At 64.9% G+C, this 20,730-nt stretch carries 17 protein-coding genes; 8 read left to right on the top strand and 9 right to left on the bottom strand.

The window, feature by feature from the left end; all coding sequences use genetic code 11:
• Nucleotides 1–2: 2 nt before the first annotated feature.
• A complete protein-coding gene (locus HUK72_RS16195) occupies nucleotides 3–1,334 on the bottom strand; it encodes a methyl-accepting chemotaxis protein (RefSeq protein WP_176597635.1) in 1,332 nt (443 codons plus the stop codon).
• Nucleotides 1,335–1,650: 316 nt separating this feature from the next.
• On the opposite strand from HUK72_RS16195, the gene sdhC reads away from it, so the two are divergent.
• From sdhC to egtD, 5 genes are all read left to right on the top strand, one after another.
• Nucleotides 1,651–2,046, top strand: a complete 396-nt coding sequence (gene sdhC / locus HUK72_RS16190; RefSeq protein WP_176597634.1) for a succinate dehydrogenase, cytochrome b556 subunit — start codon at nucleotides 1,651–1,653, stop codon at nucleotides 2,044–2,046.
• Nucleotides 2,046–2,435, top strand: a complete 390-nt coding sequence (sdhD, locus tag HUK72_RS16185) for a succinate dehydrogenase, hydrophobic membrane anchor protein (protein WP_176597633.1) — start codon at nucleotides 2,046–2,048, stop codon at nucleotides 2,433–2,435. Before sdhC ends, sdhD begins: the two co-directional genes overlap by 1 nt.
• A complete protein-coding gene (gene sdhA / locus HUK72_RS16180; protein WP_176597632.1) occupies nucleotides 2,435–4,249 on the top strand; it encodes a succinate dehydrogenase flavoprotein subunit in 1,815 nt (604 codons plus the stop codon). The genes sdhD and sdhA overlap by 1 nt, the downstream gene beginning before the upstream one ends.
• Before the next feature lie 267 nt (nucleotides 4,250–4,516).
• Complete coding sequence (gene egtB, locus HUK72_RS16175; RefSeq protein ID WP_176597631.1) at nucleotides 4,517–5,785, top strand: ergothioneine biosynthesis protein EgtB; 1,269 nt, start codon at nucleotides 4,517–4,519, stop codon at nucleotides 5,783–5,785.
• 4 nt (nucleotides 5,786–5,789) lie between these two features.
• Nucleotides 5,790–6,746, top strand: a complete 957-nt coding sequence (egtD, locus tag HUK72_RS16170; protein WP_176597630.1) for an L-histidine N(alpha)-methyltransferase — start codon at nucleotides 5,790–5,792, stop codon at nucleotides 6,744–6,746.
• 68 nt (nucleotides 6,747–6,814) lie between these two features.
• On the opposite strand, the gene HUK72_RS16165 is transcribed toward egtD, so the two are convergent.
• From HUK72_RS16165 to typA, 3 genes are all read right to left on the bottom strand, one after another.
• Nucleotides 6,815–7,870, bottom strand: coding sequence for a DUF1176 domain-containing protein (locus HUK72_RS16165; protein WP_176597629.1), 1,056 nt, complete (start codon nucleotides 7,868–7,870; stop codon nucleotides 6,815–6,817).
• 61 nt (nucleotides 7,871–7,931) lie between these two features.
• On the bottom strand, nucleotides 7,932–9,266 hold the full coding sequence (locus HUK72_RS16160) for a NupC/NupG family nucleoside CNT transporter (RefSeq protein WP_176597628.1): 1,335 nt from the start codon (nucleotides 9,264–9,266) through the stop codon (nucleotides 7,932–7,934).
• 337 nt (nucleotides 9,267–9,603) lie between these two features.
• Nucleotides 9,604–11,424: a translational GTPase TypA gene (gene typA / locus HUK72_RS16155; RefSeq protein WP_176597627.1), complete on the bottom strand. Its 1,821-nt coding sequence runs from the start codon at nucleotides 11,422–11,424 to the stop codon at nucleotides 9,604–9,606.
• Nucleotides 11,425–11,646: 222 nt separating this feature from the next.
• On the opposite strand from typA, the gene HUK72_RS16150 reads away from it, so the two are divergent.
• From HUK72_RS16150 to HUK72_RS16140, 3 genes are read left to right on the top strand one after another with little or no spacing between them, the layout of a single operon-like run.
• Nucleotides 11,647–12,858, top strand: a complete 1,212-nt coding sequence (locus tag HUK72_RS16150; RefSeq protein WP_176597626.1) for a toxic anion resistance protein — start codon at nucleotides 11,647–11,649, stop codon at nucleotides 12,856–12,858.
• Nucleotides 12,859–12,862: 4 nt separating this feature from the next.
• Nucleotides 12,863–13,576: a hypothetical protein gene (locus HUK72_RS16145; RefSeq protein ID WP_176597625.1), complete on the top strand. Its 714-nt coding sequence runs from the start codon at nucleotides 12,863–12,865 to the stop codon at nucleotides 13,574–13,576.
• A 15-nt stretch (nucleotides 13,577–13,591) separates the two neighbouring features.
• Nucleotides 13,592–13,747 carry a hypothetical protein gene (locus HUK72_RS16140; protein ID WP_176597624.1) on the top strand — a complete coding sequence of 52 codons (156 nt, stop codon included), beginning with the start codon at nucleotides 13,592–13,594 and terminating at the stop codon, nucleotides 13,745–13,747.
• A gap of 10 nt (nucleotides 13,748–13,757) precedes the next feature.
• Here the strand turns inward: HUK72_RS16140 and HUK72_RS16135 are convergent, their stop codons facing one another.
• The 5 genes from HUK72_RS16135 to HUK72_RS16115 form a co-directional block, all read right to left on the bottom strand.
• Nucleotides 13,758–14,057 carry a PilZ domain-containing protein gene (locus tag HUK72_RS16135; RefSeq protein WP_176597623.1) on the bottom strand — a complete coding sequence of 100 codons (300 nt, stop codon included), beginning with the start codon at nucleotides 14,055–14,057 and terminating at the stop codon, nucleotides 13,758–13,760.
• Nucleotides 14,058–14,177: 120 nt separating this feature from the next.
• Entirely contained in the window at nucleotides 14,178–14,912 is a 735-nt protein-coding gene (locus HUK72_RS16130) for a class I SAM-dependent methyltransferase (protein WP_176597622.1), read from the bottom strand.
• Nucleotides 14,912–16,039 (bottom strand): peptide chain release factor 2, encoded by a 1,128-nt coding sequence (gene prfB, locus HUK72_RS16125; protein WP_176597621.1) that lies wholly within the window; start codon nucleotides 16,037–16,039, stop codon nucleotides 14,912–14,914. The genes HUK72_RS16130 and prfB overlap by 1 nt, the downstream gene beginning before the upstream one ends.
• Before the next feature lie 522 nt (nucleotides 16,040–16,561).
• Complete coding sequence (locus HUK72_RS16120; RefSeq protein ID WP_176597894.1) at nucleotides 16,562–19,099, bottom strand: penicillin-binding protein 1A; 2,538 nt, start codon at nucleotides 19,097–19,099, stop codon at nucleotides 16,562–16,564.
• Nucleotides 19,100–19,301: 202 nt separating this feature from the next.
• Nucleotides 19,302–20,240 carry an N-acetylmuramoyl-L-alanine amidase gene (locus HUK72_RS16115; protein ID WP_369805996.1) on the bottom strand — a complete coding sequence of 313 codons (939 nt, stop codon included), beginning with the start codon at nucleotides 20,238–20,240 and terminating at the stop codon, nucleotides 19,302–19,304.
• Nucleotides 20,241–20,730 lie beyond the last annotated feature (490 nt).

Below are 20,730 nucleotides of genomic sequence, written 5' to 3'. Positions count from 1 at the left end.
GCCTAAGCCACCTGACGGCCAAAGTCGGAAGAGGCGGCGCGCAGGCTGGACAGCTTGCCTTCCACGCTCATGAACCCGCGTTCGAGCTGGTCGATTTCGGACGCCACCACTTCGGTATCCTGGCGGATCGCGCTGATGGTCGAGGACATGGAGTCGGCGGCCAGCGCGGTTTCGTCCACCGCCGCAGTGATCATCGTGACCGTCTGCGCCTGCGCGTCCATGGCGTGGCGGATGCGTTCGGCGCTGGCCTGAACCTCTCCCACCGTGTCGCGGATGCGTTCGTTGGTTTCGACCGACTGGCGGGTCGATGCCTGGATGTCCGCGATCTTGCCCGCAATCTCGTCCGTTGCGCGGGCAGTCTGGTTGGCGAGGCTCTTCACCTCCTGTGCGACCACCGCGAAGCCGCGTCCGGCATCGCCCGCACGGGCGGCCTCGATCGTGGCGTTGAGCGCGAGCAAGTTGGTCTGGCCGGCAATGTCGCGGATCAGACCCAGGATCGATTCGATGGACTTGGCATGATCGGACAGCGTCGTCGACATGGCGACGGCGTCGCCCGACTGGCGCGCGGCGCGCTGAGCGACGTCGGCGGCGCTCTCAACCTCCGTCCGGGCATCCTCGATAGCGCGGATCAGCCCTGCCGAGGTGCGGGCGGCTTCGCGCATCGCCAGGGCGGATTGTTCGGCGGCGGCGGCGACTTCCGACGCCTTGCCCAGCATGCCCCGCGTGGCGGCGGAGGCGTCCTTCGCCTGTTCGCGCAGCGATTCGCCCAGTTGCGAGGCGCCGTCTATCTCCCCCACGATGCGCTGTTCGAACATGGTGCCGAAACGCTGGCGCTCATTGCGCTGGGCTTCGGCCTCGTCGCTGGCAAGGATGTTCGCCATCAGCCCGGCGTCGATCATGCCGACATGCATCATGATATGGACCAGCCGGCGGCGTTCCGCCTCCTCCTCCGTCCGTTGCCAGATGAGGTCGATCAGCTTTTCGTTGGCGGCGGCCACGGGCATCAGCACAGCGCGCAGCGGGGCCCCTTGCTTGCGGGCGTGACGGACGCAGGAGATGGAAGAAATCGCCCATTCGCCCGCTTCATAATAGCCAAGCTTCTGGCGCACATATTCATGCGCCTCCGTCTCGATCTTGGCGAGCGTGGCCGGGCTGAGCTTGGTCTTGAGGTTCGTCTGCTCGACATAGCTGTCGTAGAAGGTGCGCGCAGCCGTCGTAGCGTTTTCGCCTACCAGGTCGCGAATCCGGCGCAATCCCTGCGCCAGCTCTCCATGCGGGTCGACCTCCCTCATCATCGCAAGGATGGTGCTTTTGGGCGTGGCGGCTGAATTCATATGCGGCAGAACCCCAATTGGTCTCGTTGTAGCGTCGGGTGATAGCGCCATTTGGTTAATCACTTCTTAGGGCCGCCGCGATTGGGCGGCGGTGGCCGGGAAGCCTGCGGTGCTCCGCCCTTTCGCGGCGCGGCGGGCCAAAGCGGGCGGCTTTCCGGATCGCGCGAAAGCGGCATTTCCGGCGCGCGACCGGCGGAATGCCGAACGGCCCAGACCAGGATCGACTGGTCGCCCGGTCAGGGCGGCTTGCCCTCTTGGCGGTTCGCTCCTAAGGGGACGGGACTCGAGGGACAAACATCAGGGACGTAGGGAAGATATGGCGCGAACCACGAGCCGGCCGCTCTCGCCGCATTTGACGATCTGGAAATGGGGGCCAGCCATGGCCGTCTCCATCATGCACCGCGTGACCGGCAACGGTCTGGCGACGGCGGGGGCATTGGGTCTGGTCTGGTGGCTGATGGCCGCCGCTTCCGGCCCGGAAGCCTATGCGACCTTCGTGCAGTGCGCCACCTCGCCCATCGGTTATCTGGTGATGGCGGGATTGAGCTGGTTCTTCTTCCAGCATCTCTGCTCCGGCTTGCGCCATTTCGTGCTCGACATGGGCGCGGGCTATGAGCTCAAGAACAACAAGAGCTGGTCGCTGCTGACCTTCGTCTTCTCGACGCTCCTCACCATCGCCTTCTGGGCCGCCATCTGCACGGGGAAATTCTGATGGGAACGGGAACCGGAATCGGCCGCGTCCGCGGTCTTGGATCGGCCAAGCATGGCGCGCATCACTGGCTGGCGCAGCGCTATACCGCGATCGGCAACCTGTTGCTGGTGCTGTGGCTATTGTTCAGCCTGATCGCCCTGCCGGGCCTTGATTATCAGAGCGTCGTTGGCTGGATCGCCCATCCGCTGGTCGCCGTGCCGCTGATGCTGATGATCGTCAGCATCTTCTGGCACCTGCGCTTAGGGATGCAGGTGATGCTGGAGGATTATGTCCATGACAAGGGTCTGGCCTTCCTCTCGATGCTGCTGCTGAACTTCTATGCCTTTGGCGGCGCGGCCGCGGGCGTCTTCGCGATCGCCAAGATCGCCTTCACGGGGATCGTCAAATAATGAGCGAAGCCTATAAGATCATCGACCACACCTATGACACGGTCGTCGTGGGTGCTGGCGGCTCCGGTCTGCGCGCCACCATGGGCAGCGCCGAAGCGGGCCTCAAGACCGCCTGCATCACCAAGCTGTTCCCGACCCGCTCGCATACGGTTGCGGCGCAGGGCGGCATCGCGGCTTCGCTGGGCAACAACTCGCCCGATCACTGGACCTGGCACATGTACGACACCGTCAAGGGGTCGGACTGGCTGGGCGACCAGGACGCGATCGAATATATGGTGCGCGAAGCGCCTGCCGCCGTGATCGAGCTGGAACATGCCGGCGTGCCGTTCAGCCGCAACGAGAATGGGACGATCTACCAGCGCCCCTTCGGCGGCCACATGCAGAATATGGGTGCTGGCCCGCCGGTGCAGCGCACCTGCGCCGCCGCCGACCGTACCGGCCACGCCATGCTGCATGCTCTGTATCAGCAGAGCCTGAAATATGACGCGGACTTCTACATCGAATATTTCGCCATCGACCTGATCATGGAAGATGGCCCGAACGGCAAGGAATGCCGTGGCGTCATCGCCATCTGCATGGAGGATGGCTCGATCCACCGCTTCCGTTCGAAGGCGGTGGTGCTGGCGACCGGCGGTTACGGCCGCGCTTATTTCTCCGCCACTTCGGCGCATAGCTGCACCGGCGACGGCGGCGGCATGGTGCTGCGCGCGGGGCTGCCGCTCCAGGATCTGGAATTCGTGCAGTTCCACCCGACCGGCATTTATGGCGCGGGCGTGCTGATCACCGAAGGCGCGCGCGGCGAGGGCGGTTATCTCACCAACTCCGAAGGCGAGCGCTTCATGGAGCGCTATGCCCCGTCGGCCAAGGACCTGGCGTCGCGTGACGTCGTGTCGCGCTCGATGGCGATGGAAATGCGCGAAGGGCGCGGCGTGGGTCCGAACAAGGACCACATCTTCCTGCACCTCGACCATATCGATCCCAAGGTGCTGGCGGAGCGTCTGCCGGGCATCACGGAAAGCGGCAAGATTTTCGCGGGCGTGGACCTGACCCGTCAGCCGCTGCCCGTCACGCCGACCGTCCATTACAATATGGGCGGCATCCCCTGTAACTATCATGGGCAGGTGGTGACGAAGGCCGGTGACGATCCGGAAGTCGTGGTGCCGGGCCTCTATGCGGTCGGTGAAGCGGCCTGCGTGTCGGTCCATGGCGCGAACCGTCTGGGCTCCAACTCGCTGATCGACCTTGTCGTGTTTGGCCGCGCCACCGGCCTGCACCTCAAGGAAACGATCAAGCCGAACGGCTCGCATCGTCCGCTGCCGGCCGACGCGGCCGATCTGGCGCTGTCGCGTCTCGACCATTATCGCAATGCCAAGGGCGGTTCGCCCACGGCGAAGATCCGTCTCGAAATGCAGCACACGATGCAGAAGCATGCCGCCGTGTTCCGCGACAGCGCGCTGCTGGCCGAGGGCGTCGCCAAGATGACGCAGGTCAACCAGAGCCTGGCTGATGTCGGCGTGTCCGACCGCTCGCTGATCTGGAACACCGACCTCATCGAGACGCTGGAACTGGACAACCTCATGTCCCAGGCGGTCTGCACTATGGTGAGTGCGGAAAACCGCAAGGAAAGCCGCGGCGCCCACGCGCATGAGGATTTCCCGAACCGCGACGATAATGAGTGGATGAAGCACACCGTAAGCTGGTTCGAAGGCTGGGGCGGAAAGGGCGGCAAGGTGACGCTCGATTACCGTCCGGTGCACGACTACACGCTCACGGACGAGGCGGAATATATCAAACCCAAGGCGCGCGTTTACTAAGGCGCACCGTCAGATGGGATGAAAAGAGGGCGGGCCGGCTGGGTCCGCCCTTTTTATTTGGGTGAACGATCATGGCAGACGCTGCGCCGTTCCACCCCAGCCCCTCTCGCTTGAGGGAAAGGAGCAAGGTTGAGGCGCGGAAGGATGGAGGTAGCGCCCTGTCCGGAATTGGCCAACAGGAGCCCCCCGCACCTCCCCGCCGGAACATATCCGCCCCTTCATGCGATTGTCGTGCGAGAACGGCGCAACCGTATCGGAGGGGCATGCATGGCCAGAAGCCGAACAGCACCGAGCCAGATCGACCTTATCGCCCGCTATCGCGAGGTTCGGGCCTTGAGCGAGGCGTTGGCCGCGCCGCTGTCCGACGCCGATGCGACCGTCCAGTCCATGCCCGACGCCTCGCCCGCCAAATGGCATCTGGCGCATGTCAGTTGGTTTTTCGAAACCTTCGTCCTGCGCGATCATGTCGCGGGCTACAAGCCGTTCGATCCGCGTTACGCCTATCTGTTCAACAGCTATTATGAGGCGGAAGGGCCGCGCCATGTCCGGCCGATGCGGGGCGTACTGACCCGGCCGACGCTGAAGGACATCCGCACCTATCGCGCACATGTCGACAAGGCGCTGACCACCGCTCTGCCGATGCTGATGCCCGACGCGCAGGCGCTGGTGCTGCTGGGCCTGCACCATGAGCAGCAGCATCAGGAACTGATGCTGACCGACATGCAGCATCTGCTGTCGCTCAATCCGCTGGAGCCGGCGCTGTTCGACGCGCCCAATGCGCTGCCCGCGCCGGTTCCGGGCCCACTCCACTGGATAGAGGGACGGCAGGGACTGGTCGAGATCGGGGAAGACGGCAAAAGCGAGTTCGCCTTCGATTGCGAAGCGCCCCGCCACAAGACGGTGCTGCATCCGCATGCGTTGGCGCACCGGCTCATAACCAATGGCGAATGGATCGCCTTCATCGAGGATGGCGGCTATGCGCAGGCCGCCCATTGGCTGTCCGACGGCTGGGCCTGGGTCCAGGCCGAACGGATCGAAGCCCCGCTATATTGGAAACGCGGGGAGCAGGGCTGGACGCGCTTTGGCCTGGACGGCCGCAAGCCGGTCAATCCCGCCGCACCGGTCAGCCATATCAGCCTGTACGAAGCGGACGCTTATGCAAGCTGGGCTGGCGCCCGGCTGCCGACCGAGGCGGAATGGGAAAGCGGCGCGCTCAATATCGCGCCGACCAGCGGCAACCAGTTGGACGGTCCCGCCTGCCCCCGCCCGCGTGCGCTGGAGGGCGGCTCCACGCTGAGCCAGATGTACGGCGACGTCTGGGAATGGACCGGCAGCGCCTATCGCCCGCATCCCGGCTTTCACGCGGCGGAAGGCGCGGTGGGCGAATATAATGGCAAGTTCATGTCGGGCCAGTTCGTGCTGAAGGGCGGCAGTTGCGCCACGCCCCGCGGCCATATGCGGTCGAGTTACCGCAATTTCTTCTATCCCCATCAACGCTGGCAGTTCACCGGGCTGCGGCTGGCGAAGGATTTGTGACGCGATGCTGCTGACCCAGGAGGCTACGCTGCCATTGCACGCGCCCGATCCGGCTTTCCGGAGGGACATTATCGAGGGGCTGTCGCGCATGCCCAAGGCGACGCCGCCCATCTGGTTCTACGACCGACGCGGCTCGGAACTGTTCGAGGCGATCACCGACCTGCCCGAATATTATCCGACGCGCACCGAAACCGCGCTGCTGGAACACCATGGCGCGGATTTCGCCGCAGCCATAGGTACTGGCCGCGCGGTGGTGGAATTCGGCGCGGGCAGTTCGCGCAAGACGCCGCATCTGCTGCGCGCCGTCGATCCGGCCGCCTATGTGCCGATCGACATTAGCGGCGATTTCCTTCGCACCGCGAGCGCCGAACTGGCGTCGGTCTTTCCTGGCCTGCCCGTCCTGCCGGTGGTGGGCGACTTCAACGGCGATCTGGCCCTGCCCGCGGCGATCGAGGGCCTGCCGCGCCTTGGCTTTTTCCCCGGATCGACGATCGGCAATATGGAGCCCGATGCGGCGGTCGACCTGCTGCGGGCGATGCACCGGCTGCTGGGGGAGGATTCGATGCTGCTGATCGGCATGGACCGGATCAAGGACTACGACCGGCTGATCGCCGCCTATGACGATGCGGCGGGGGTGACGGCGGCGTTCAACCTCAACCTGATCGCCCGCATCAACCGCGAGCTGGAGGGCGACCTGCCGCTGGACGGCTTCGTTCACCGCGCCATCTGGAACGATGACAAGGCGCGGATCGAAATGCATCTGGAGGCGGTGCGGCCGCTGCACTTCCACGTCGCCGGGCAATGCTTCCGCATGGAGGCGGGCGAGACGATCCATACCGAGAGCAGCCACAAATATGGCGCACGCGACGAAAGGCTGCTGCTGCGCGCTGGCGGGTGGGAGCCGGTACGCGAATGGAGCGATGCGGAGGGGCTATTCTCGCTGATCCTCGCAGTCGCTTAATGTAGAAAGAGCACCGCGTTCCTGCGAGACAGGAGCATGTCGCGAGTTGGGCAGGAAATTCCTGGCGGTCAGTCCGTCACTTTGGCCGACCAGGTGGTGATCCAATGCCAGGCGCCCCTGCACTCGCCCATGGCGCTGGCCTCGACCAAGCGGAAGCGCGTGCCGTCCCACACATAGGATTCGCTGCCGCCGCAGTCGCCCAGACCCCGGCCCTTGGCATAGCTTTGCAGGGTCGACGTCTCGGGCGCCCAGCTCGCATTGACCAGCATCGGGTGGCTGGCGTCCTCGCTCCAGCCCGGTTGATAGTCGAAGCTGGCGAAGCGAAAGGCGCGGCGGCCGGGAATGCCGGTGGCAATTACCGGAATGGAAGTGAAATTATAGGCTCCGGCGCCGCAGGGCACCAACACCAGCGTCTCTGTCTTCGACAGGCGGTACAGGTCGGGGGGCGAGGTTGCGTCCTTCATCTCGTCGGCGCAACCGGTGAACGCGCCCAGCTTGGTCAGTTCCTCGCGCCAGAGCGCAGGCGGCTCCGCGCCGCCAGGAACCATCGCGCGCCGGATCGACGGGGCCGCGGGCGCGGGACGCACAGCGCTACGGGCCAGCGGGCCGCTCGCGACCAGCGCCGCCACCGTGCCTGCCCGCCCCTGCTTCGCATCCATGTAGCGGAATGCGGCGGCGGACCCCGCCAGCGACGGCCGGTCGATCCGCTTCGCGCCGGAGCGAATCTCCATGCTGCCGCCCTTCGCCATGGCGATGGCCAGCGCGAACGCCTGCGGCCCCTGCACGCTCGCTTCGCCGTCCACGCTCGCCGCGCTGGCGATCTTGCGGCCGTCGATCAGGAAATCCAGCGTCGCCCGCCCCTTGGCGTCGCGGCTGACCCAGATTTCAGGATCGGCATCCGCGCCCGCATCCCAGCTTATGCCCAGCATGACCGGGCTATCGGGCCAGTCGCCGCCCTCGGGCAGCAACGACACCGCCTCGCACCGGTTGCGATTGTCGCAGCCGATAGTCCAGTCCTTGTAGCTTTCCAGCGCGCCGGGCTTCGGCGCCTGCGCGGCGACCGGCGCCATGGCCATGACCACCGGAAACAGGGCGATCAGCCCGAATATGCGTTTAGCCCCCATGGGTTAACCATAACCGATCTTGCCAACCAGCGGTAGAACTTTCGTTATAGTCACGGAACGATCAGCGCAGGCTGAGCATCAGTCCCGCCAGCGCCGCGCTCATGAGGTTGGCGAGGCTGCCCGCCACCAGCGCCTTCAGGCCCAGCCGCGCGATGACGGGCCGCTGGTTGGGCGCGAGATTGCCTGTGACCGCCATCTGGATCGCGATCGAGCTGAAATTGGCGAAGCCGCACAGCGCGAAGGTGACGATGGCGATGGTCGCGGGCGACAGCGCGCCCTGCACCTGGCCGAGATTGATATAGGCGACGAACTCGTTCAGCACCACTTTGGTGCCGAACAGGCCGCCGGCGATCTGCGCCTCGTTCCAGGGAATGTTGAGCAGATACATGACCGGGGAGAAGAGATAGCCGAGCAATTGCTGAAAGCTGAGGTTCGGCCAGCCGAACCAGCCGCCGATGCCGCCCAATATGCCGTTGGCCAGCGCGACCAGCGCCACGAACGCCAACACCATGGCGCCGACCGCGACGGCCAGCTTGACGCCGGTCTGCGCGCCTTGGGCGGCGGCCATGATAAGGTTTGCGGGCTTTTCCTCGTCATGGGTGGCGGGCGGCAGCGGCTCGCCCGGCGTCCCTTCAGGCAACAGCGCGGCGGGGCCTGCGCCGCTGATCCGGCTTTCGGGCAGCGCAAGGTCATGGGCAAGGTCGGGATGATCGCCCAAGGGCAGTTCAGGTTCGCGCTCCGGCTCGTCGGGCATCATGATCTTCGCCATGAGCAGCCCGCCGGGCGCGGACATGAAACTCGCCGCCAACAGATAGTCGATCTTGATCCCCATGGAGGCATAGGCGGCCAAGATGGTGCCCGCCACGCCCGCCATGCCGCTGGTCATCACGGCAAAAAGCTGCGGCTGGGTGAGGCCCGCCAGATAGGGGCGGATGACGAGCGGGCTTTCGCTCTGGCCGACGAAGATATTGGCGGCGGCGCACAGGCTTTCGACCTTGGACACGCCCGTCACCTTCTCGATCGCGCCGCCGACCCAGCGAACGATCTGCTGCATGATGCCCAGATAATAGAGGATCGACACCAGGCTGGCGAAGAAGATGATCACCGGCAGCGCGGCGATGGCGAAGCTGGCCCCGCCGATTTCCGGCCTGGCGAGCGGGCCGAAGATGAAGTCCGTCCCCGCCTGCGCATAGCCGAGCAGGTTCGATACGCCATGCGACATGCCCGCGATCACCGCGCGCCCGGCGGACACATAGAGCACCAGCAGGGCGATGCCCGCCTGCAACAGAAACGCCGCGCCCACGACCCGCGGCCGGATGGCGCGGCGGTTGGAGGACAGAGCGAAGGCAATGGCAAGGATCAGCGCGATGCCGGCTAGGCCAATGAGAAGATGCATGAAAAGCTTTCAGGGCGAGAGCAATGAGCGCGACCATAAAGAGGGTGCGGCATGGAGGCCAGTAGCTTTACGATGGTGAAAATAGGTTTGGGGTGTTGGGTGGAGAGCGGACAGTCCGAGGCGCCCTCTCCTTAGAACGCGCCGTGCTCCTGCGCAGGCAGGAGCCCAGTTCCGCCGGTGCGATGATCCACTATGGGCAGGACTGGGCTCCTGCCTGCGCAGGAGCACGGTGCGCTTAACGGCTAAGAATGACTACAACTGACCATTTCCGGACTTCCCACGAAAAAGGGGCCGGCGTCTTCCGACACCGGCCCCTTTTTCCATCCCTTCAATCCGATCAGGCGGCAGCCTTGGCCCGCGACATGCGCTTGCGTTCGTTCGGATCGAGATAGCGCTTGCGCAGACGGATGCTCTTCGGCGTCACCTCGACCATCTCATCATCGTCGATGTAAGCGATAGCCTGTTCCAGCGTCATCTTCCACGGCGGGGTCAGGCGGATGCTGTCATCCTTGCCGCTGGCGCGGAAGTTGGTCAGCGCCTTCGACTTCATCGGGTTGACTTCCAGGTCTTCCGGCTTGGCGTTCTGGCCGATGATCATGCCTTCGTAGAGCGCCTCGCCCACGCCGACCATCAGCACGCCGCGCTCCTCCAGCGGGCCGAGGGCATAGGCCACCGCTTCGCCCGCGCCGTTGGAGATCAGCACGCCGTTCTTGCGGCCCTCGATATTACCCTTGTGCGGGCCATATTTCTCGAACAGCCGGTTCATGATGCCGGTACCGCGCGTGTCGGACAGGAATTCGCCATGATAGCCGATCAGGCCGCGCGACGGCGCCGAGAAGGTAATGCGGGTCTTGCCGCCGCCCGAGGGGCGCATGTCGGTCATTTCCGCCTTGCGCTGGTTCATCTTGTCGACGACCGTCGAGGAGAACTCGTCATCCACGTCGATGACGACGATTTCATAAGGCTCGGTCTTGTTGCCGGCCTCATCCTCCCCGAACAGCACGCGGGGACGCGAGATGCCCAGTTCGAAGCCCTCGCGGCGCATGGTTTCGATCAGCACGCCGAGCTGGAGTTCTCCGCGACCGGCGACTTCGAAGCTGTCCTTGTCCGCCGATTCCGTCACCTTGATTGCGACATTGCTTTCGGCTTCGCGCATCAGGCGGTCGCGGATCATGCGGCTCGTCACCTTGCTGCCTTCGCGGCCCGCCATGGGCGAATCATTGACGGCGAAGCGCATCGACAGGGTCGGCGGATCGATCGGCTGTGCCTTGATCGCGGTGTTGACCGACGGATCGGCAATGGTGTTGGCGACGGTCGCGACGGTCAGGCCCGCAAGGCTGATGATGTCGCCCGCCTGCGCTTCGTCCACCGGCACGCGGTCCAGGCCGCGGAAGGAGAGGATCTTCGAGGCGCGGCCGGTTTCCAGCACATTGCCGTCGGCGTCGATGGCGTGGATCGGCTGATTGACCTTCAGCGTGCCGGAATTGACCCGGCCGGTCAGGATGCGGCCCAGGAAGTTGTCGCGGTCGAGCAGCGTCACCAGGAAGCTGAACGGCGCGTCCACGTCCAGCGCGGGCGGCGGGACATGGTCGACGATCTTCTGGAACAGCGGCTCCAGCGTGCCCGAACGCAGGCTCGGCTCGGCATTGGCATAGCCGTTGCGGCCCGAAGCATAGAGGACGGGGAAGTCGAGTTGCTCATCGGTGGCGTCCAGCGTGACGAACAGGTCGAACACCTCGTCCAGCACTTCCTGGATGCGCTCGTCGGGACGGTCGATCTTGTTGACGACGACGATCGGGCGAAGACCCAAAGCCAGCGCCTTGCCGGTCACGAACTTGGTCTGCGGCATCGCGCCTTCCGACGAATCGACCAGCAGGATCACGCCGTCGACCATGGAGAGGATGCGCTCCACCTCGCCGCCGAAGTCGGCGTGGCCGGGCGTGTCGACGATGTTGATGCGGGTGCCGTTCCAATCGACCGAGGTGGGCTTCGCCAAAATGGTGATGCCGCGTTCCTTTTCGAGGTCGTTCGAGTCCATCGCGCGTTCCTCGACGCGCTGATTGTCGCGGAAGGTGCCGGACTGGCGGAAAAGCTGGTCGACGAGCGTGGTCTTGCCATGGTCGACGTGCGCGATGATCGCGATATTACGCAGGGACATGTCTTGCCTTTGGGATTCATGTTTTCCCGGCGGGCACCACGCCTGTCCAGGAGTATCGGGCGCGCCCCTACAGGAAATGACGCGCTGCGGCAAGCGTTCCGGGCGGGGTGGCAGCGATTGCAATGGCGGAGGCAGGCCTTTAGCGTGCGGCAAAGGCTTGCAGCCGGACTGTTCTATATACATATAACAGTGCGAACCCCTTGATGGCCCCTGGGAGATGACATGGCTTCGACCGCGCCAACCGCCACCGCTGACACGCTGAACCTGACCCCGCCCGACGCGGTGCCGCCCGTCGCGCCCGAAAAGGCGGCGGGGCTGGTGCCGCTGGAGGATGATAAAAGGTCGAAACTGGACGAGAAAGTCGACGCCTTCATCGACGATCTGGTCGCGCAGGACGCCAATTCGCCGGAATTCGGCCAGCGCGTCGACCAGCTCACCAATATGGGGCGCAAGGAGATTGCGGAAGCGGCGGGGCATTCGAACCGCTTCCTCGACCGGCCGGTGCGGGCGATGGACAGCGACAATAAGGTCGGCGTCGATCTGGCCGAACTGCGCCGGACCATCGAGGATCTCGATCCGGGCAAGCGCGGCAGCCTGACCGCGCCGAAGAAGTTGTTCGGTCTGATTCCCTTCGGCAATCGGATGCGCGACTATTTCGACAGCTATAAGAGCGCGCAGAGCCACATCAATTCGATCCTTGGGTCGCTCGCCAGCGGCAAGGACGTGCTGATCAAGGACAATGCCGCGATTGATGTCGAGCGGCAGAATATGTGGCAGACGATGGGCCGTCTGGAGCAGATGATCCACATTTCCAAGACGCTCGACGCGCGGCTGGAGGCAAAGGCGCTGGAGCTGGATTCGACCGATCCGGCCAAGGCCAAGGCGATCCGCGAGAGCGCGCTCTTCTACATTCGCCAGCGCACGCAGGATCTGCTGACGCAGATGGCGGTGACGGTGCAGGGCTATCTGGCGCTGGACCTCGTTAAGAAGAACAATGTCGAGCTGGTGAAGGGCGTGGACCGCGCCAGCACCACCACCGTCGCCGCGCTGCGCACCGCCGTCACCGTGGCGCAGGCGCTGGTGGGGCAGAAGCTGGTGCTGGAGCAGATCACCGCGCTCAACACCACCACCGCGAACATGATCGATTCGACCGGCGAGATGCTGAAGAACCAGACCGCGCAGATTCACGAGCAGGCGGCATCCAGCACTATCCCGATCGAAACGCTGCAACGCGCCTTCCAGAACATCTACGACACGATGGACAGCATCGACACGTTCAAGCTGAAGGCGCTGGAAAATATGAAGACGACGGTGGCCACGCTGTCGAACGAGGTCGAAAAATCCAAGGGCTATATCGCCCGCGCCGAGGGACAAGCGCAAGCGGCAAGCCAGGCGCGGGCCGACAATGTGCTGCTGAGTTCGATCGAGGCCTGACGCGATGAGCCGTTCCGACCGGGTGCTGGCCGACGCCGAAGCGGTGCTCCGCCGCCATAGCGAGCGCGGACAGAGCCTGTCGGTACGCGCGCGGCAAAGGCGCAATGCCGCGCTGATCCGGAAGGTCAAATATGCCTTCTGGGCGGTCGTCGCGGTGCTGGTCGGCAGCGCGGTGGCGGGCTTTGTCGCGCCGATCGGCACGACCGGGGTGATGATCGCGCTGGGCGTCATGCTGGCGGCGGTGCTGCTGATCGCGGCGCTGCCCGGCGAACGGCGCGTGCGGACCGAGGCGCTGGCGGAAACCACGCTCACCGCCTTGCCGCTGCAAACCGAAATCTGGCTGGAAAATCAGCGCAAGGCCCTGCCCGCCCCCGCCGTCACTTTGGTCGACAGTATCGGCGTCAAGCTGGAAACCCTGTCGCCGCAACTCGAGCGGCTGGGGGAGCAGGACCCCGCCGCGCAGGAAATCCGCAAATTACTGGCCGATCATCTGCCGGAGCTTGTCACGGGCTACCGGTCCATCCCCGAACCGCTGCGGCGGGAGGAGCGCAACGGCCGTGTGCCGGAAAAACAGTTGATCGAGGGGCTTGGCGTCATTGACGCGGAAATTTCCCGGATGAGCGAGACGCTGGCAAGCGGCGATCTCGACAAGCTGGCCGTGCAGAACCGCTTCCTGGAACTGAAATATCAGGAGGCGAAGGAACTTGGGCAGGAATGACGCCTTCCTACCGTAATGATCCATCTCACGCTGATCATCGTCGATTTCCTGACTGGCCTTCTGGCGGCCGGCGCCTGGGCGCTCGCCAGCGCGGGGGGAGCGATCGCGGCGCTGGTGGGCGGCGGATTGCTGGGCCTGTCCTTCTTCCGGAAATGGCGGCGGAAGGGTTGAAGCGACGGACTCAGGCGCCCTCGATCCACACGGCCATGGCATGCTGGGTCAAGGGCTGGCTGAACTGAATGCCGAAACGCTTGCCATTGGCCCAGATGACGCGGCCGCTCGCCTGCATGCCCAGCGCCTCGACGATCAGATAGGTGCCGGTGCCGGGCGGGGTCTCGCAATGCGCCAGCGCGCCCGAGCTGGACAGGTCCAGAAAATGGGCCCGGGCAGCGGTGCCGCCGAATCGCAAGGCGACCGGACCGAACATCTTGTGGCGCGGATCGTGCCGCCGTTGCCCGGCGGCGCCAGTCAGGTCAGTCATATCCTGCCCTCTCCCCCAAGGCATAAGATCATGAAATCGTCAATAAGCATCACAGAATCATGGTTGGCCGCCCATTAACCATAATATGCGCGAAGGGAAGCGTTACTGAGCGCCGATGGATCAGGACCGCAAGGCGCAGGGGACGATGGAGGAGGGCTGCGGCCGCGCGGCAATGCGTTTGAACCGGGCGAAATAACCGCCCGCCGTCGGTTTCGGGATCAGTTCCTCCAGCCGGAAACCCATGGCCGACAATTCGCACGCCAGCAGGCGCGGCGGCGTGCCATGCTGGTCGGTCGGCCGGTCGGCGTCGACCACGATCAGCTCGCCATCGGGCTTGAGCGCGGGGCTGAGGTTCCAGAGGAAGGCGTAGGGCTCCGCAATCTCATGATACATATGGACCATGAGGATGCGGTCAAAGCTGTTTTCGGGCAGCTTCGGGTCTTCCGGCGCGCCGAGGCGAACACTGACGTTGCGCCAATCCTCCCGCGTGATGCGGCGGGACAGCGCCTCGATCACCTCGGGCATGATGTCTTCGGCCAGGACGCGACCCCTGTCGCCCACCCTTTTCGCGAGGCGCACGGTATAATAGCCCTCGCCCGCGCCGATGTCCGCCACCGTCATGCCGGCGCGGATGCCCGCGCGGTTCATAATGTCTTCGGCTTCGTTCACCCGGTCCCGCGCTTCCTCGCTCGACCAGCGGGTGGAGACGATGGGCGCCACGGGCCGGTCGGCGCGGGGAAAGGCGCGGGCCGCGGCCGGACGCTCGCTATTTTTGTCCGACGAAAACGGACCGCAGCCTGCCAGCAGGAGCAAGCATGCTGGCAGGGCTCCGGCCGCCAGCATCGGATCTTTCATCAGTCGACATCCTCCACATCGACCTTCTCGCCCGTCACCTTCTGGCTGAGCGCGGCGGCCATGAAGGGATCGAGCGCGCCGTCCAGCACGTCGTCGGGCGAGGTGGAGGTGACGCCGGTGCGCAAATCCTTCACCAACTGATAGGGCTGGAGGACGTAGGAGCGGATCTGGTGGCCCCAGCCGATCTCGGTCTTCGCCTGATAGTCGGTCGACGCGGCTTCCTCGCGGCGGCGCAGTTCCGCTTCGTAGAGGCGCGCCTTCAGCATGTTCATCGCGGTGGCGCGGTTCTTGTGCTGCGAGCGGTCGTTCTGCGACGCGACGATGATGCCTGACGGGACGTGGGTGATGCGAACCGCGGAGTCCGTGGTGTTGACGTGCTGGCCGCCCGCGCCCGAGGCGCGATAGGTGTCGATCTTGAGGTCGCTTTCCTTGACCTCGATATCGATATCGTCGTCGATCACCGGATAGACCCAGACCGACGAGAAGCTGGTGTGCCGCCGCGCCGAGCTGTCATAGGGGCTGATGCGCACCAGCCGATGCACGCCGCTTTCGGTCTTGGCATAACCATAGGCATTCTCGCCCTTGAACAGGAAGGTGGCGGACTTGATGCCCGCCTGGTCGCCCGCCTGATAGTCGACCAGTTCGACCTTATAACCGCGCCGTTCAGCCCAGCGGCGGTACATGCGGCTGAGCATTTCGGCCCAGTCCTGGCTTTCCGTGCCGCCCGCGCCCGCGTGGATTTCCAGATAGGTGTCGCTGGCGTCGGCCTCTCCGGCCAACAGCGCCTTGATCTTGTCCTCGTCGGCGCGGTCGGCCAGCGCCTTCAGGGACGCGATGGCTTCGGTCACCATATCCTCATCGCCTTCGGCATCAGCCATTTCGATGAGTTCGGCGGTGCCGGTCTTCTCGCTCTCGATCGCGCGGGTGGCGCCGATAGCGGCGTCGAGCCGGGTGCGTTCGCGCATCACTTCCTGCGCCTGTTTCTGATTGTCCCAGAGCGTCGGGTCCTCGACGCGGGCGTTCAGCTCGTCGAGGCGGCGAAGGGCGCGGTCCCAGTCGAGGAAGCGGCGCAGCAGGTCCAGCGCGGCGTCGATGCGGTCGATATATTGCTGCGCTTCGGCGCGCATGGGTGGTCTCCAGAATGTCGGGGCGCTTGGCCTTAAGGACAGGCAAACGCATCAAGCCCCTGCCCCTATCCGAGGGCGGTGGATTTGGGAAGATTCAATCCTTGTCGGCGTGCGCGGAAGGATTGGCGGGAATGGGCCAATTTATGGCGAAGTTCACACTGTATGCGCGCGCGTGCCTGCGTGCGCGTAGGCGGAGGCGGGGTTTTTATCGGACGTTTCAAAGAGGGATGCGGGATAGGGCGGTGGGTGTGGAATAGGACAGGCTGAATGGGCGGCTGTTGGAAAAATAGGATGTTTTTTGGGGAACGCTGTTGCGGTTGGGTGACTATCCGAAAGTCGCCAATAGCCGCCATTAAAATCCTCCCTGCGCGAAGCGTGGGGAGGGGGACCGTTGGCGCAGCCGATGGTGGAGGGGAAATACGCAGGTCGTGCCCCTTCCCCTCCACCAGCCTGCGGCTGGTCCCCCTCCCCATCTATCGATGGGGAGGATTTGGATAGGTCGGCTTTCTCCCCTCAACGCCGTCAGTAAATCCCGCCCTGGTCCTGCAGGAAGTCGCTGTCGGTCCGTTGGCGACGTTGGACGGTCGCTTCGATGCGGGCGGCGGCCTTGTCCTGCGCGGCGACCTCTTCCTTGCGGATCGAGCGGCGGGGTTCGGATTCGGGCTTGAACGCTTCCCAGATCACAGCGGGCTTGGGCTCGTCGGTCGGCCAGACGCCATAGACGCGCTTGCCCGAGCGGCGGTCGATCGTGACCATGCGGATGCCCGCCGGGGCGATGAACGGGGTCTTGGGCATCGCCTCCAGCACCGGCGTCATCGCCGCTTTCCAGATCGGCGCGGCGACGCGGCCGCCCTGCGCCCAGCCGCCCAGGCTGCGCGGCTGGTCATAGCCGATATAGACGCCCGCCACGATGTCCGGCGATCCGCCGACGAACCAGACGTTGGTCGGGCCGTTGGTGGTGCCGGTCTTGCCGAACAGCGGGCGCTTGAGGTCGGCCAGGACCGTCGCCGTGCCGCGCTGGATCACGCCCTCGGCAATGTGCACGACCTGATAAGCGGTCATCGGGTTCATCACCTGCCGCCCCTCGAAACCGAAGCGGGGCATGGACTTGCCGTCCCAATTGGCCATGTTGCAGCCGTCACAGGCGCGCCAGCGCAGCGGCCAGATCACCTTGCCGCGCCGGTCCTGCACATAGTCCATCAGCTTGGGGCTAAGCTGCCGCCCCTGATTGGCGAGCATGGCATAGGCGTTCACCATCCGCTCCACCGTGGTTTCGCCCGCGCCCAGTGCGAAGGAGAGATAGGGCTGATAATCCCCGATGCCCATCGCCTTGATCGTGCGCACGACGCGGTCCATGCCCGTCTGGCTGGCGGCGCGCACGGTCATCAGGTTGCGCGACTGCTCGACGCCCCAGCGCATCGTCTGCGGCCCCGCGCTGCCGCCGGTGAAGTTGCGGAAACATTTCTGCCCCAGCCCCGCGCCCTGATAGACGCACAGCGGCCCGTCGACGATGATTGAGGCAGGCGTCATGCCATTGTCCAGCGCGGCGGCATAGACGAACGGCTTGATGGTGGAGCCGGGCTGACGCATCGCCTGAGTGGCGCGGTTGTAGGAGGACAGGCGATTGTCGAAGCCGCCCTGCATGGCGCGGACGCGGCCGCTATGGGTTTCCTCGACCACCATGCCGCCGGACACTTCGGGAACGTTGCGCAGCGCCCATGACGCGCCGTTGCGGGCCACCACGATCAGGTCGCCGGGCTTCATCGCGGCGAAGGCCGGGCCGCCGCTCTTGCGATAGGGCAGTTGCGCGGCATCGGCGGGCAATGTGCCGGTCGATCCGTCGGAAAAGCCGATCTGCGCGGAGGACGATCCCCGGCTGACGATGACGGCGACGCGCCATCCGGCATAGTCGACATCGATATAGCTCGCCGCCAATTCACGATGCCAGTCACGATCCATGTCGATCCTGCCGATCGGCCCGGACCAGCCCTTGCCCGCGTCGAAGCGCAGCAGGCCGTTGCGCAGCGCGGTGGTCGTCAGATCCTGGATCTTCGGGTCATAGGGGCTGCGCACCCACAGGCCGCCCGCATAGACGCTGTTGGGGCCGTCGGCGGCCTTCTCCCCGAATTGCTGGATCAGGCGGCGGCGGACCTCCTCCATATAATAGCCGCCTGCGCGGGCATCGAAGCTGGAGCCATGCGCCGCCACGGTGCCAAGCGGCTCCGCCTGCGCCTCATCCCGCTGGGCCTTGGTGATCCAGCCATTCTTGTACATTTCGCCCAGCGCCCAGTTGCGGCGTTCCAGCGCGCGTTCATGGCCGGTCGGACTTTCCGGGCGGTAATTGGCCGGGCCTTTGGGCAGGATCGCCATATAGGCCATTTCATGCAGCTTGAGGTCGCCCACATCCTTGTCGAAATAGGCGCGAGCCGCCGCCTGCACGCCATAGGCGTTGCGGCCGAGGAATATCTGATTGAGGTAGAGTTCGAGAATCTGCTGCTTGGTCAGCACCCCCTCCATGCGATAGGCGAGGATCATCTCCTTCACCTTCCGGGTCGGGGAATATTCGTCACCGATGAGGAGGTTCTTCGCCACCTGCTGCGTGATGGTGGAGCCGCCGCGGGCGCGCTGGCCCGACCCGATCTTGGTCGCATAGTCGAACACCGCGCCGATGAAGCCGGGAATGTCGACGCCATGATGTTCGAAGAAGGTCTTGTCCTCCGCCGACAGATAGGCGCGGATCAGCAGCGGGGGATAATCGCTATATTGGAGCTGCACGCGGCGTTCGCGGGCATAGCTGTGGACCGGCTGGCCGTTGGTGTCGCGCACGATGGTCGGCAGCGGCGGCTCATAATTGAGCAGCGTCGCCGCATCGGGCAGGCCGCGCGCGAAGATCAGCCAGAAGAGCGCATAAGCGAGGATGAGGCCGCCAAGGCCGACCGCGATCCAGCGGAACCAGCGCTTGTCCCAATGGGGTGCAAGCCTTTCCTGAAGTCCGCTCGCGCCGCTACGCAGGCGATGGATGAAGGACGATGCGGCGTTTTTGGGGCGAGCCTCTTCCATGATGGTCGAGGCTGTACGGTCAAAATGCGGGAAGCGCCAGAGCGGAATGCCTATTGCGGAGCCGGGTTGCGTTGGGCGCTCGGTTCTCATTGCCTAAGCGTCATGCTGAACTTGTTTCAGCATCTATTGTGCCTTTAGGCGCCTTGGTCGCCTGGGGAGAAATGGATGCTGAAACAAGTTCAGCATGACGGTAAGGACAAGCCTAACCGCCTTCCCCCACCGCCAGCTTGCGGGCGAAATGCACTTCGATTGCGCGGGCGACGCCTTTGGCGATGTTGGCCTGGCCTTGCTTCGACGCCAGGAACGCCGCGTCGACGCTGTTGGAGATATAGCCGGTCTCGAACAGCACCGACGGCGTGTCCGGCGCCTTCAGCACCATCAGCGAGGCGAAGCGGTGCGCCGCGCCGCGGAACGGGACATAGGGCGCCGCCTCCCGCTGGAGCAGCCGGGCGAAGCTTACCGAAATATTCATCGATTCCCGCTGCGTCAGGTCGATCAGGATCGAAGAGACATCGCTCGACTGGCCGCCGAGGTTGACGCCGTTCAGCACGTCCGCCTTGTTTTCCCGCGCGGCGAGGCGGGCGGCTTCGCGGTCGGAGGCGGTTTCGGACAGGGTATAGACGGTCGCGCCCCGCGCCGTGTCATTGTCGGCCGAATCGGCGTGGATGGAAATGAACAGGTCCGCGTTCAGCTTGCGGGCGACGCCGTAACGCTCCTGCAGCACCAGGAAACGGTCGTCATTGCGGGTCAGCGCCACCCGGACGCGGCCCGATTGCAGAAGCTGGTCCCTTATCGCCTGGGCGATGGCGAGCGTCACGTCCTTCTCCCGCTCGCCATTGTCGCGGTTGATCGCGCCGGGATCATGGCCGCCATGGCCGGCGTCGATCACCACCAGCGGGCGGGCGGCGTCGCGTGGCCCCTCCACCGGCGGCAGCGAAAGGCCCCGCGCCACCGGCGGGATGGGGACGGTGATGCTGTGGAGGCGCTTGGCCGGTCGCGAGGCCATATGCGCGGGCGCGCCGAAGCGCATCGCAGCGCGGTCGCCATCGGGGCTGACGGCGGCAAGCGGCGCGCCGGAGAGGATCATGCTTGCGAGCGCAAGACTTTGGAGCATGGGCCGCTTTTGCAACGCGGGGGGCATGGCCGTCCAGTCCCATTTCATGACGGCGGCCCTTCCCCTGCCCGCCGGGCGAAGCATAGCCGCTTCCGCTGGGCCGAAACGTCAAGGTTAACGGCTTTTTCACCATAGTCGCGATAGACCGGCGGAGGAATTTCCATCGGCTGCGGGAGCCGCGAAACAATATTTCGACTGGCCGTTGCTCCTTGCCATTTTGACTGCTACCCATTCACATTCCTGACAGGCGCGCCATATTGGGCGGCAGTCCTTTCGGGGATATTCACGATGGCATCGGCGGGCGGCAACGCCCGGCACGGATGCACGAACAGGTTGACGCTGCATGAGGCATGATTTCCAATCCACGCTGAACCCGGTTCCGGGCGATGCGGCGCGGTTGGTGGTGTCCGGCACATGGTCCGGCCCGGCCCCGGCAGCAGACACGCAATTTTTCCTTGAAAACCGGGCGATGCAGCAATCAGCGCCGCCCCCTTACTATCGCGTGGCAGCGCGGCCC

It is taken from the genome of Sphingobium sp. 15-1 (assembly GCF_013375535.1).
Classification (GTDB): Bacteria; Pseudomonadota; Alphaproteobacteria; order Sphingomonadales; family Sphingomonadaceae; genus Sphingobium; species Sphingobium aromaticivastans.
This window is presented reverse-complemented; position numbering and strand designations above follow the sequence as displayed.